The sequence below is a fragment of the Pseudopedobacter beijingensis genome (assembly GCF_042678145.1).
GTDB lineage: Bacteria > Bacteroidota > Bacteroidia > Sphingobacteriales > Sphingobacteriaceae > Pseudopedobacter > Pseudopedobacter beijingensis.
This window is the reverse complement of record NZ_JBHUDG010000001.1, coordinates 1-13,636: the sequence shown is the minus strand read 5'-3', so window position 1 is coordinate 13,636 and position 13,636 is coordinate 1. Positions and strand designations below refer to the sequence as shown.

The window sequence follows — 13,636 nt, the reverse complement described above, 5'->3', positions numbered from 1 at the left end:
AATTTTATAAATTACCATCCTAAATTTTGGGTAAGCTTTTGGTTAACATCAAGTTCAGAGCTTGGTATTGGCCACAATACATCTCTTTCAGTAGCATTATTATAATAGGTAATAGCTCTCTCTACCATCCATGTCTGAATAGGCGCTGCATAAGCGTCGTTTAAGCAAGATTTCATTCTTGTTAAAAAATCTCCCCATCTGACCAAATCTCCCTTTCTAAGATTTTCAAAAGCTAATTCCCTGGTTCTTTCTTTTTTGATCTCACTAAGGAAACTCGAATAGTTATATCCTGTCAGATCAATGGTTCCGTCTGCTATAGTTTGATCTTTTCCATACCCTCTTCTGCGCACCCTATTAACTGCATCGTAAGCTGCCGGAGTTGGCATCTGATTAATTTCATTCAATGCTTCCGCATACATCAGGAGTACGTCAGAATATCTTAACAGAGGATAATTTGTAGGTGTTCTGCTTCTGTGCTTAGGCAACAAAATTTCATAAGCCCTTCTAAACTTACCCGGATACCTATCGAAAATACGTGTAGTAGTCCAGTTTTTCTCTACTGCCGGATTACCTTCATAATAAAACGAGGCAACATTCCATGTTCGTCGTAAGTCATTATTAGTGCTATATACGTTATAGGTATATGCTGTGGTGTTGAGATATGTAAATGTGTATCCGAGTTCAAAATCATCATAATTTCTAATACCATTATTCGAACCTACATATCCTGCTGATGAAGCATAAATACCTAAACCATTCCCATAAAACTCAACCTCCCACAGACTTTCTTCTATATCATATTTATCTTGCATATAATTGATAAATACTTGTTTATAGTCGGGGTTTAATTTATGAATATTTAAGTCTATAACCTTTTTACACCAATTTGCCGCTTCCTGGTACTTGGAATAATCTTTTAACGGATTACCTGCCATATGCAGGCATACTCTTGCTAATATTCCATAAACAGCAGATTTGTTCACTCGTCCACCTCCTTTAGTTTCTGTAATATCTAAAACTAAATCTGCGGCAGTTGTCATATCCTTTATAATCTGCTCATAAACAAGCTTAGCTGGTGTCCTTGATATTTGAAGCTCTTCTATTTTAGCTGAAGTCATGGGTTCTAAAATTAATGGGACATCTGAAAAATTAGTTACCAGCATAAAATAGAAGTAGGCTCTTAAAAACAAAGCTTCACCTCTGATTCTATCCCTTTCTTTATCCGATATATCTGTAGGTTTGTCTATATATTTAAGCAGTGTGTTAGCCAACTTAATACCACCATAGTAATCTCGCCAAAAACTTAGAATTTTAACATCAGCCGCTGAAACCGCATAGTTGGAAACCGAATTCAACTCTACTCCGTTATAACCTTCATCTGCATCAAATCCGAACCTAGCTAAATAAGAGCCGTAAGAACCATTTGTTTGAAATGTAGCATAAACAGCATTTAAAGCCATTTCAAGTTCTTTTTTATTGTTATAATATTCATCAGGACTAACAAAGTCTTCTGGTTGAAGTTCTAACTTATTACATGACATAAGTAACAATGCCAATATATAGTGATAGTACTTTATTGCTTTCATTTTTTGATTCTTTAAAAAGTTGCTTTAAGCCCCATAGTATATGTTCTTCCTCTTGGATATGCAGAGTAATCAAACCCGGGTGTTAAGGCTGAATTTCTAACTGATACTTCAGGGTCCATACCTGAATAATTAGTCCATGTATATAAATTTTGTGCAGACACAAAAACTGTGATATTGTCTGAACTTATTTTCTTCGTTAATTTCTGAGGTAAACTATACGATAAATTCACCGTTTTTAAACGCAGATATGATCCGTCTTCAACAGTTCTGCTGCTATAAAACCCGGCAGGCCCCTGTCCTTTGGTTCTAAACAAGTTACTTCCAGTATTATCAGGGCTCCATCTGTCTGCATAACTCGCGTATTGATTTAATGCTGATCTGGCATCCACATTTCCTTCAAAATACATGCGGTTAGCATTCATGATATCATTACCATAAGACCATTGAAAAAACACATTTAACGAAAGATTTTTATATGAAAAGTTATTATTTAACCCGCCAAAATGAACAGGAAGTGTCCTGCCTATAACTACATTATCGTAGTTATTTATTATTCCATCACCGTTTACATCCACATATTTAATATCTCCCGGCTGAATGACAGATCTCGCCATACCATTGGTAGAGACTTCATCTTTAAGTACATAATCCCCTCCCACAATATTAAAATCATCATAACCATACACTCCGTCCCATATTAATCCATAGAACTGCGCCGAAGGTTCACCTACTTGCGCCAGATATAAGTTTACACTACTATAATTCCCCCAGTTTATAGGTGTTAAAATCCTGCTTTGATCCTCTGCCAGAGACAATATTTTATTTTTGTTAAAACTTATGTTAAAGTCAGTATCCCATGAAAAGTCCTTTTTCTTTAACAGATTTAAACCAAGGCTAAACTCTATCCCAGTATTTGACAGATCGCCGACATTTTTATAAATAGATGTAAAACCACTACTATTCGGAACATTAGCCATAAGCAGAAGATCTTCTGTAACTTTCCTATAAAAATCAGCGGTAAAACTCACTTTATTTTTGAATAAGGCAAGATCTAAACCAACATCTAGCTGCTTAGTAGATTCCCATTTTAAATCCTCGTTACCATAAGAATAAATTCTGGTTCCAGGCGATGGAGTTGAATTATTAAAAGAATAATATGCAGAAAAAGGCATATTCATTTCTGAAAATCTTTGATAATCTCCAATTCTATTATTTCCCGTTACGCCATAACTTGTTCTTAATTTAGCATCATTAATAAAATATAGATTTCTCATAAATCTTTCATTCCTTAACTTCCATGCAAATGCCGCAGAAGGGAATCCTGCCCATTTATTCCCCTCTCTAAACTTACTAGAACCATCTGTTCTATACGTTGCAGTAAACAAATATTTACTCTTAATATTATAGTTTAACCTACCTAAGTATGACATTAAAACATTTTTACCCGTATAAGCACTTACTGCTCCCGGAATTCCCTGATCTAAACCAGATAATCCCAGACTTTCATTAGGAACTTGTTCTGCTGTCATCCCGTACCGGCTTTGGGAGTTCTCCTGCATTGTAAAGCCTACAAGTGCCGTCAGATTATTATTAGCAATTTTCTTACTATAGGTTAAAGTATTTTCATTTAACCAGCTTCGCCACTTTCTATAAATTACCCCTCCGTTAACACCTTTTGTATTACCAGGGACTAAAGTACTTCCTCTAGCTGTGGCACTGTTATAAAATGATGATTCTTCTAAGGTTCTGTTATTTACCCCCCCTCTGATTCTGAGTTCTAATTCTTTAGTTATTTTATAGCTAATATTTGTATTAGCAAAAACAGTTTGATTTTTATTAACTCTTAAAGTATTTGAATAATCTATATAAGGATTAACTCTAGTATCATTCGCATCCTCATCCATTAGCCCATCCACCAAATGTTCCATTCCTTTCGTTGCTACAGGCCTAAATCCCCATACTCTATACATAAGATAACTGGCATAAGATTGTGTTGAAGTACTTGCCGTAGACGCCTGATCCCCAAAAGATTCATCCTCTGTATAACTAACTGTGATGTTAAAATTTAGTTTTGGGCTGATATTATGCTTTAAATAAGCTCTTCCTGTATTTCTCTTAAACCCTGTATTAATTACAGAACCATCATTTCTCAAAGTTGAACCTGAAACAGTAAAATCAGTTATCCTATTCCCTCCACTAACACTAATATTATGGTTCTGAACATGTCCTCTTCTAAAAAGAAGGCCTTGCCAATCAATCACCGGTTCGTTCCTATAATCATCTAATGTTTTTCCATTAGCAAAAAATGCTCTATTTGCATACTGAGGATCAAATTCATTTTGATACTTAACAAATTCATATGCATTCATCAATTGCATACGTTTAGTCACTTCCTGAAACCCCACAAAGTTATTGTAGGTAATACGTGTTCTGCTATCACTCCCACTATTTGTTTCAATAACAATTACCCCATTAGCCCCTCTTGCTCCATAAATAGCCGTAGACGAAGCATCTTTTAAAACTGTAATTGACTTTATATCTGAAGGGTTAATTGCTGCAGCATTAGCATCTTCCATCGGAAAACCATCGATAACATATAATGGAGCATTACTCTGAGTCAAAGAATTTCCTCCCCGAATAACCACATCCATAGTATTTCCAGGTTGATCTTCTCCACTAGAGACCTGAACACCTGCAATTCGTCCTGCTAAAGCCTGTTCATATGTTGCTACCGGAGCTTTCCTTATATCTTCGACTTTAACCTCACTTACAGATCCTGTAAGATCTCCTCTTTTTACCTCACCATAGCCAATTACAACTACTTCATTTAATTTAGAAGCTTCTTGTACCAAACTAATATTAAGCACATTATTATCTCCAATAGCTTTTTCCTGCATAGCAAACCCCAAGTAATTAAAAACCAACACCGAATTCCGATTTAGAACATTGATTTTATAATTACCATTTACATCCGAAACTGTATTCGTCTGCGTGTTTTTCACTTTTACACTTACTCCGGGTAAAGGCTCACCTTTTTCATCAGTAACTTTTCCTGTAATCGTTTTCTGCTGGTTAAAAATTTCTATTGATTTATCAGTATTCTGTGCCTTCTTATTTTCCGCGACTTTTTTGATTAATATCGATTTCTGATTAATAACATAAGTCAACCCTGTATTCTTCAGCACTTCATTCAGAAAACTCTCCAAGGGCATATTCTTTGCCGTTACAGATACGTTTCCTACATCTTTTACATACCGGTTATTATAGATAACCAGAAAGCCTGTTTGTTTTTTTATTACCGATAATACTTCGGTTAAAGATTTGTTTTTTGCCTGTAAATTAACTGTCTGAGATAAAGATTTTGCACTTAAATGCAAGCAGCTTATAAATAAAAATAGAGCAGTTATTTTCATAACCAGTGTTACTTTTTTAATACATTCCTGATGAAATGGAATGAGATTTTTAAAAATTTCTGTCATTAATATTACTTTAATAACCCACACAAAAAGACAGCTACAACACAACCTTACAGAGATTGTTATTGCCATTGGATTTATGTATAATTGTGCAGGTTTGGAAGTTTACAACTTATTTTAACGATAGTTTTTCCAAGCTTTTTTATGGGAAGATATGGTACGAACATTTCTTCCCATTGCTTTTCACGGGTGTATTAAGTTTTCTCTTTCAGTCTCATATCATTTTTAGGTTAAGATTAGTTTAGTGTTTAGTTTTTTATTCTATTAAAAGAGTCTTTCCTCTCAGCTCTGCTTTAATTCCAGAGCCTTTAAGAAAATCCAGAACTACATCGGTATCTACCTTTCGATTCATTTCGCCAGTAAATAATTCTTCCGGTATTTTTGATTGATAAACTATATCAAGATCATACCAGCGGGCAATTTGCCTGATCATATCATCAAAAGGGGTGTTTTTAAAATAGAAATTTCCCTCTTTCCAGGCGGTTGCCATAGCACAATATCTGCTACATGTTTTTTAAATCCTCCCTGGCTATAGACAGCCTCTTCTCCAGGCGACAGCCTGATTTGCTGTTGGTTGTTGTTCTTTCCTTTTGAATTTGCAGATGTATAAACGTATACTTCGCCCTCAACCAATGTTGTTTTGGTCTCATTTTCTCCCGGATAAGCCAAGACATTAAAAGATGTGCCAGTCACTTTTACTTCTTGGCCATCAGATACAACTATAAAAGGCTTATTTCTATCTTTAGCTACCTCAAAATAGGCTTCACCCAAAAGTTCTACTTTTCTGATATCTCCATTAAACAAACCAGGGTATTTAAAAGAAGATCCGGCATTAAGCCATACTTTTGTACCATCAGACAGTACCACTTGATATTGACTGCGGGCAGGAACTATAATCTCCAAACTCTGAGCCTTATCTAACTGTAAAAGTGATTGTTTTGATCCTATATAGCTCACTTCTCCGTCTTTTGTGGTTATCCCACTAGAAGATTCGCCTAAATTAATTAAGCTCCCATCAGACAAACGAAGGATAACATTATCCCCTCCAGATACAGCTACTTTCTCATTATTCGTATGGTTATTATGATTTTTAAAGTTTAGGCCCAAATAAATTCCAAGACTTAAAATTATAATAGCCGAAGCTGCAGCCAAAAAATATCTCAACCTAAAATACCCACTTTTTATTCCCGTTTTATATTTAATGGAGGTAAGCATTCTCTTTGATATGGTCTTATCTTCATTATAAAACCTTTCATAGTCTTCATAATCTGTTTTTATATTTTGGTTTAGATTATTAAGGTATTCTTTATATTCAGTATTAGTATTTGCCCAATCAGTAAGCTCCTTACTCTCACTGTCAGACAATTGCTTATAAATATATTTGCGAAGTAGTGACACTAAATAATTCGTCTTCTTCATTTTTTTATACCCTTTTAAGTATAGAAACAGGAAGCCGACAAAAACCTTACATAAAATGTATAATTATTTTCAAATTATTTGGTCAGAGCTTCTAACACTATAAGCATCAACAACATATCTTTATCTATAAACGTTTTACGTAATGTTTCCAATGCTCTTGATTTATTAGCAAAAACGGCAGATTCGGAGATATTCAGTTTGTCACAGATTTCTTCTGTAGTTAAGCCCTCCAGATAGCTCATTTTAAATACAAATTGTTGTTTCTTGGGAAGTTTGGATACTTCGCGATGAATAACACTCATTAACTCTGCATTTAACATCTTCACATAAATATCCGGTTCAGAAACAATCAACCCTTCGTCTATATCATATTCGAAATTTTGTTGATTATAAGAAGATTTCAAATAATTGCGACAGGCGTTTTTGGTAACTATATAGAGAAAGGCCTTCAGGTTTTCATCGGTCTGTATATTATTACGATACTGCCAAAGTTTCACAAAACTATCCGAAACAATCTCTTCGGAAGCTTCCGGGTCTTTTATCATCTTTCTGGCAAAAAAAAGGAGTGGTCTGTTATAAAGTTTGAAGGCTTCTTCTAAAGACGAAAAATTCCCAATGGGCAAATTATCTATCATACTTATACAATTGTAAGACGGGGACTTAATAAAATTAAAAATTGAATTGCCAGAACTATACAAGGTATTCCATTAAGCTCCAAAGCATCAATTATTATATTTTACCGTTACCCTCAGATGCGTTTATTACAAAAGTTAACAAACAGTTTAAAAGCATATAACATGGTCATTATTAATATAACAATTTCCTTTTGGAAACCTTACATCAAAAACTAAATTTTTTATATTTTTTTTGTTTATCAACTTCTGGCTATTAAAGCTCGGGTTCTCTCTTACAATTTACTTCAGAAAATTCGGTAATCTAATTATTATGAGATCATGATAAAGTTGTACTCAAATATTCACTAAAAGTAAACAGAGGGAATTAATCCCTCTGTTCTCTTAAATGAAGAAATTATACAATCAATACACTTCCTGCATAAAGACTGGTTGCTATTTCCTTGCCATCGGCAGATACCCAACTCACATATACCTCTACCGTTTCGCCGCTATACTCTGCCGGAAGATCGAACACTAAAGATTCGTCTTGCCTTTCGGCTTCACCTATAGCATAAACAACATCTGCCAGTGCCGGTACAAAAACGGCAAACATCAATTGATCTGTTGGTTTAGCTTTTCCTTTACCGGAGTTATCATCCCAACTCATATTTAACTTTGCTGCTGCACTTGATTGTACAACCATAGATTTAGAACCCACTAAATCGCCCCGGCTAATCAGCACCATACTGTAATCTATTTCCAGATTTGGTGTTTCTCCTACCAATGCATTCTTAAGGTTATAACTGGATGCACTATTATAACCTGTTTTACCAACAGCATAGTTTTTAAAACCCACTTCCAGCAAAGGCTTTACGGGTTTAAGAAAACCGGTAATTAAAGAGAAACGGGCTTGTTGTTCCAGTTGTTTCCTGGTTGCATTGGCATTTCCTCTTTTAGCTGCCAGGCTACGCATGTACTTTATTCCACGCCAGGATGCACCTACCACAGTTCCTACTTTTCCTGAAAAGGCACCGAGAATGCCTTGTGTGTATTTTCCCATAATTTTTAATTTTTTTAAGGGTTAAACCATTGCAAAAGCTTCTGTGATAGCGCTACCTGTCTTTTGTCTGAAGGCAAATGTAGAAGCTCAAAAACTCAAAAAAAAGCTGGAGAGCCATACTTGCCGGAGTATGCCACTACCTGCCTGATTTTGCTATGTTTTGCCACTTTTCAGTATTTTTCTTCGAGACTGCTTCGGGACTTCTTCGAGAAATACCCCCTATTTCCCGAAGAAGCTCTATAGAAGGCTAGTAAGATTTCTTATTTAAAACCATCTGTTTTCAACTCGTCCCTCCCTATGTCATCAATTTCTCTACATCTTGCATATTGAAATACATTTTACCACCAATCATTTTTTCGGGCAGTTTATTGCTTTTCCGAAGGTTGTATAAGGTACGTTCAGAAATTTTCAGAAGTTGTAACACGTCCTGTTTATCCAGCCATTTTTCTTTAAAATCCAGCACTCTGTTTTTCCGTGGCAGATCGCCACGAGCTTCAACCTGTACGCATAATATGGTGTTCAACAACTCCTCTATTCTGCTTAAAGAAGCTAAAAAAAGATAATAAATCTTTCGGTTTTCAAATGTTACGGTCATCAGTTTTGAAAAATAATTTGTCAGTAATTTATAGAACTCAAAATTTTGGGTAGCCCATACAGCTTATTGCTTAAATTTCTGTATTGTTTAAAAAAATAAATAATTAAAAAATTTCATTTCATAAAAACAAATAATTAATATTGTATATCTCCTTACAATTAACCGCAAGATATAAACCCTTGCATCACTCATTTCATTACGTATATTAATAAATACATAGATATGCATAAACATTATGTAAATTACCTAAAGAAGTTTGGTTATCTTCCGCCTGCTATTGAAAATTCTCTAATGCATAGGATTGAACCAAAATCGATTGCTAAAAATTCCATTTTGTTAAATCCGGGAGAAATATGCAGGAATTTAATCTTTGTAAATAATGGATATTTCAGAGTTTTCAATGGCTCTCCTGAATTTAAAACAATAGATATCATTGGCCCTGATTATTATGTATACGTTTCTGAAAGCTTTTTGAATCAAAAACCTTCTGAATATGGTATTGAATGTATCACAGATGCAGAAGTAATCAGCTTGTCTTATTATGATTGGAATGCGCTTCAACACCATTGTAATGATTTTACACAACTGATATTTAGATTACTGCTTTCCGAAAAAGACTTCTATAAACAGCAACTGGCTATAACCGGAAAAGATGTAGCCAAACAGCGCTATATATTACTTAAAAGGAGGTATCCCAAAATTGATGTTTCTATTAAACAGAATTATATTGCCGATTTGCTAAATATAAGTGCTATTCATTTGTCCCGAATTAAACGGGAAGCCTTAATGGAAATCTAGAGCGAGGTTAAGCGGATAGCACAAGACTTTATTAACGAGAAGGAACAAAAAACAAGGTAAAATCAAACCTAATCTATCCTTTGTGGCTAAGGAAATGAGGAGTAATTTTTTTTTATCTGCTTTAAACCCTGCAAATAAAATAGAAAACAATTGTTCAATATAAGGTTTTTATTCCTACAGCAATAAAATAAATCATTATAAATGTGATAAATAAAAATTATTAACTTATATTTGCGTAAATATTATTAACGGGTTTCTGCCTTCGCCTTTTCTGTTCTAGTTTAGAATATAAATTCTCTCTTTTTCAGTCTTCGCCTTTTCAGTCCTCATTTTATAATAAAAACTTAGTTTATGGATCTTGTGGTTTAAATAATTGAAATTTATAAATGTTATATCTTTCATTTACGTTACCAGATTCGTAACAAATAATTTTAAAAGATCAGTCTTTTTAAGAAAACGCTGGAGGTTAGGTTCTTTACAAAACACAGACTATACAACGTTTAAGCAGATTGGTTATTGATGAACCTCTAAATACATATCATGGCAGAAACTTTTGCAAAAAAGGAAAAAGAAAAAAAGCGGGCGAAGAAAAAGATGGAAAAAGCCGAGAAAAAGGAAGAGCGCAAAACCAATAACAATAAAGGCAAAACTTTAGAAGAGATGATAGCTTATGTAGATGAATACGGAAATATAACGAATGTACCACCTGATAAGCAACAAAGAAAAGAAAGCAACAGAAATACTGAAGCATATATAAACAATACCCGGACACCGGCAACAGATGAAAATACAGAGAGTACTGGAATAATTTCTCTTTTTTTCAAAGACAAAGGTTATGGTTTTATTACAGAAGATGAAACCGGTACCAGCATCTTTGTGCATAACAATAACTTGATGGAGAACATAAGAGAAAATGACAGAGTAGTCTTTAAAAAAGAATCATCACCAAAAGGGCAAATTGCCATTAATGTTAAAAAACTTAAATAAACATAATAAAAAAAGCAAGTAGTAAAATGGAAGAAGGTAAAGTAAAATTCTTTAATGAAACAAAAGGTTTCGGATTTATCACCCCTTCAAACGGAGGAGAGGACATTTTTGTTCACGCATCTGGTCTTGAAGTTGAAATTCGTGAGAATGACGAAGTGGTTTATAATATAGAAAATGGCAGAAAAGGCTTAAACGCCGTTAATGTTAAATTAGCTTAAATTTATTAACACGTTCTATTATTCAAGAAGCCCCGTAAGGGGCTTTTTTTATGATTGCAGTTATTCAAACTACCCATATAACTTAAATCCCACTTTTAATTATCTTATCAAACCTGCTATCCATACAGGCACTTAGATCTGTTGTTATAAATTTACCATTAAAAAATAGGCTAAAAATAGTTGCCGGACTTGGTGCATTTTGCGCCTGTTCCATATTGTCCAGTTTAATGAGGGTGAGAGGTAATTTTCTTTTGGCAGCAGTTTCAACCATCGAAGTATTTACGTGAAACTCTGCAAAAGGACAACGGTTTGAATAGTAAACCGTAATACCTTTTTTCTCATCACACTCCCCTGATTTTACACTTTTATTAAACACAGGATCTGTAGCTTGTTTATCAAATTTATAGGCCAATAAACTAAAACCCGAATCTGTGGTTTCAACAGTAACAAATCCCTGTTTTAATAACCATTTGGTATCACTCATAAAATGAAATTTACGTGTACCTACCACAGTCACCAATCCACTTTTATGATTACTTTTTGCATCGTCTATAGCATACTGCAATAATTGCTTTCCATATCCCTTATTTTTATATTGCCCCGAAACCCAAAAACAATTTATTAACAGGTAATTGGGTGCCAAAACAGGTGCCCAGCCCTTTTCTGCATCGCCGTATTCTATAAACACTTTTGCTCGTGCATCCAGTTTTCGAAAAACATAACCATTATCCAATTCTTTCTTTAACCATTCTTTTTTGAGTTGATACCCCTCATTGCATTTTTTATCTGAAATAGCACAACAAATATGCTCCTGATCTATATTTGTTAGGTTTAGATTGATAAAATTCTCCATTCTGATCTCTTTGTTAACCGTTACTGTATTTAATCGAAAAAACTCAGATAATCTCCCAGGCTTCTACAGCCCCCTCAATAATTTCAAACATAGGGTGAGGTTCTACAATAGTTTGTTCTTGTAACATTGCAAACTTTTCGGGGTCACGCACTTTAAGCTTATTAAGCAAATGGGTTATTTCATATTTAACTTGCCCACAGGTTACCGGCATAACTGATGTTTCAAAATGCCAATTAATCTTTTCTTTATCAAAATTATATCCTCTCTCCAGAGCCTCTTCATAAACAGTTACCAGATATTGGTTTATTCTCTGCTGAGGATAATCTGTTTGCTTAAACCTGTCCAATTGGGGGTGATTACGATAACCTTTTGTTTTCCCTTCAAGCACATGCTTAGCCAGAAGAGTTTCTCTCCACAAAGCCACCAATCCCTTTGTATCTAAATATTTTGGATGTACAGACCAAATTCTCATTCGTTTTCAAATCTTTATTATTTATCTAAAACTCTTTAATGCGGATACTGTTTTATTTATGATCAATCCATCTTAATTTCTTCTATTTTATAACAAATTCCATATATCACATCTTTATAAGAGTAGTTAAAAAATGAGGAAGTATGTTGGACATATCTACTCTATAAGCCCATCTTGTCCTCGTTAAATTGGGTTTCATTAATAGCTCCGACTATCTCATTTGAATAAATCTTTAGATCATTTTTATATCCGTAGACAAGTCGCAAATGAGTCCTGAAATTACCTTGGAATACTTTCATACTTGTAATAGCAATTTGTTCAGGTTTAAGATAAAAAACAGTTAAACCGGTACCACAGTCATATCGGAAAAGCTTTTGAATGGGGTTCCAATTGCCCTGTCTATCCTTAGCTTCAATTAATAAAGGTAACATATTACCAAAACCTAATTCTAAGGCTTCATTTGATACGTTTTTTATAAACACTGGATACCCTATTTTAGAAGGTCTATATTCTGGGGTTCCGTGGTACTCCCAAATGCTCATTGGTACGCCCACATATCTAGAGCTATCAATATAAAGTATTATTGAATCTTGTTTAGGACGTTTAAGTAAATCCCATTCTTCTATTCTATTACTACTTATCTCATCGGGTTTATAAACCAAATTTATTTGTTCAATCTTTTGTCCAATATATAAAGGGAAAAACTCTGCTATAGTCATAAAAAACGCAGTATCCTTTGATAACGGATTACTGAATTGGTCTACTATCTGAACTTTATTAAATTCCTCTTCTATGGTAACCTTACTATTTTCTTTATGATCTAAGTCGTTAGAGCATGACTGTAAAAACAAGTAGATAAATGATATAATTAACAATGGTAATTTCATATTGCTCAGTTCTATAATCTAATATAGCGGTTTATAAAGAATTTATTTAAAGTACTCTTCTATCAATTTCCCTCTATTCCTCCATATTCCTTAGTCCAGACATGGAATAATCCATATATCAACTCAATAGAAGTAAAAGTATTTTTTTATTTTAGTAAAACTTGATTTATGGCGATACTGACACGCATTTAAGGTTGTAAAACGGGGGTCAACCAAGGGGTCAACCATCTACCAAAAACCCCGGAAAAACCACCTATCTTCCATTTCTCTCCAAAAACAAAAAAGCCCTTAACACTTTGTTAAAGGCTTTTTCTTAGTCGGGATGGCCGGATTTGAACCGACGACCTCCAGCACCCCATCAGTGCTATTACTGCCTTTATTAATAATATAATATACTAATTTACAATATATTACACCCTGTTGTTCATATAAGGTGTAAACAAATAGTGTAAACACTATTAAAAAACAAACTTAACACTTCTTCAATAAATATAATGAATGATAAGTTATATCAATCCCATTTCCGCAAAACTGGAAAAGCCTTCGGGACTTATAATAAGGTGATCCTGTAATCTTCCCTTAAAACAGCTACGATTATTAATGTAGTTTTATAATTTAGGGTAATGAAAAAAAGTAAGTTTAGCGAAACACAGATCATCAAGATTTTGAAG

At 34.1% G+C, this 13,636-nt stretch carries 13 protein-coding genes; 3 read left to right on the top strand and 10 right to left on the bottom strand.

Annotated features, from left to right (window positions below; genetic code table 11):
* Positions 1-11: 11 nt before the first annotated feature.
* From ACFSAH_RS00065 to ACFSAH_RS00035, 7 genes are all read right to left on the bottom strand, one after another.
* Positions 12-1,586 (bottom strand): RagB/SusD family nutrient uptake outer membrane protein, encoded by a 1,575-nt coding sequence (locus ACFSAH_RS00065; RefSeq protein ID WP_379660633.1) that lies wholly within the window; start codon positions 1,584-1,586, stop codon positions 12-14.
* 11 nt (positions 1,587-1,597) lie between these two features.
* Complete coding sequence (locus ACFSAH_RS00060; RefSeq protein ID WP_379660632.1) at positions 1,598-5,065, bottom strand: TonB-dependent receptor; 3,468 nt, start codon at positions 5,063-5,065, stop codon at positions 1,598-1,600.
* A gap of 253 nt (positions 5,066-5,318) precedes the next feature.
* The gene (locus tag ACFSAH_RS00055) at positions 5,319-5,495 is read right to left on the bottom strand and encodes a DUF4974 domain-containing protein (protein WP_379660631.1); all 177 of its coding nucleotides are present in this window, start codon (positions 5,493-5,495) and stop codon (positions 5,319-5,321) included.
* The gene (locus tag ACFSAH_RS00050; RefSeq protein WP_379660630.1) at positions 5,492-6,481 is read right to left on the bottom strand and encodes a FecR family protein; all 990 of its coding nucleotides are present in this window, start codon (positions 6,479-6,481) and stop codon (positions 5,492-5,494) included. The genes ACFSAH_RS00055 and ACFSAH_RS00050 overlap by 4 nt, the downstream gene beginning before the upstream one ends.
* Positions 6,482-6,555: 74 nt before the next feature.
* Positions 6,556-7,116, bottom strand: coding sequence for an RNA polymerase sigma factor (locus tag ACFSAH_RS00045; RefSeq protein ID WP_379660629.1), 561 nt, complete (start codon positions 7,114-7,116; stop codon positions 6,556-6,558).
* Positions 7,117-7,510: 394 nt separating this feature from the next.
* Positions 7,511-8,155: a DUF6266 family protein gene (locus tag ACFSAH_RS00040; RefSeq protein ID WP_379660628.1), complete on the bottom strand. Its 645-nt coding sequence runs from the start codon at positions 8,153-8,155 to the stop codon at positions 7,511-7,513.
* Between the two features lie 295 nt (positions 8,156-8,450).
* Positions 8,451-8,750 (bottom strand): helix-turn-helix domain-containing protein, encoded by a 300-nt coding sequence (locus ACFSAH_RS00035; RefSeq protein WP_379660627.1) that lies wholly within the window; start codon positions 8,748-8,750, stop codon positions 8,451-8,453.
* A 222-nt stretch (positions 8,751-8,972) separates the two neighbouring features.
* On the opposite strand from ACFSAH_RS00035, the gene ACFSAH_RS00030 reads away from it, so the two are divergent.
* The 3 genes from ACFSAH_RS00030 to ACFSAH_RS00020 all read left to right on the top strand — a co-directional run bounded on the left by ACFSAH_RS00030 (position 8,973) and on the right by ACFSAH_RS00020 (position 10,753).
* Positions 8,973-9,548: a Crp/Fnr family transcriptional regulator gene (locus tag ACFSAH_RS00030; protein WP_379660626.1), complete on the top strand. Its 576-nt coding sequence runs from the start codon at positions 8,973-8,975 to the stop codon at positions 9,546-9,548.
* A 540-nt stretch (positions 9,549-10,088) separates the two neighbouring features.
* Positions 10,089-10,535 carry a cold-shock protein gene (locus ACFSAH_RS00025; protein WP_379660625.1) on the top strand — a complete coding sequence of 149 codons (447 nt, stop codon included), beginning with the start codon at positions 10,089-10,091 and terminating at the stop codon, positions 10,533-10,535.
* A gap of 26 nt (positions 10,536-10,561) precedes the next feature.
* Positions 10,562-10,753: a cold-shock protein gene (locus tag ACFSAH_RS00020; RefSeq protein WP_379660624.1), complete on the top strand. Its 192-nt coding sequence runs from the start codon at positions 10,562-10,564 to the stop codon at positions 10,751-10,753.
* Positions 10,754-10,835: 82 nt separating this feature from the next.
* Here ACFSAH_RS00020 and ACFSAH_RS00015 read toward each other — a convergent pair whose 3' ends face one another.
* From ACFSAH_RS00015 to ACFSAH_RS00005, 3 genes are all read right to left on the bottom strand, one after another.
* Positions 10,836-11,606 carry an N-acetyltransferase gene (locus tag ACFSAH_RS00015; RefSeq protein ID WP_379660623.1) on the bottom strand — a complete coding sequence of 257 codons (771 nt, stop codon included), beginning with the start codon at positions 11,604-11,606 and terminating at the stop codon, positions 10,836-10,838.
* Between the two features lie 43 nt (positions 11,607-11,649).
* Complete coding sequence (locus ACFSAH_RS00010; protein WP_379660622.1) at positions 11,650-12,078, bottom strand: pyrimidine dimer DNA glycosylase/endonuclease V; 429 nt, start codon at positions 12,076-12,078, stop codon at positions 11,650-11,652.
* Positions 12,079-12,239: 161 nt separating this feature from the next.
* The gene (locus ACFSAH_RS00005) at positions 12,240-12,965 is read right to left on the bottom strand and encodes a hypothetical protein (protein ID WP_379660621.1); all 726 of its coding nucleotides are present in this window, start codon (positions 12,963-12,965) and stop codon (positions 12,240-12,242) included.
* Positions 12,966-13,636: the final 671 nt, after the last annotated feature.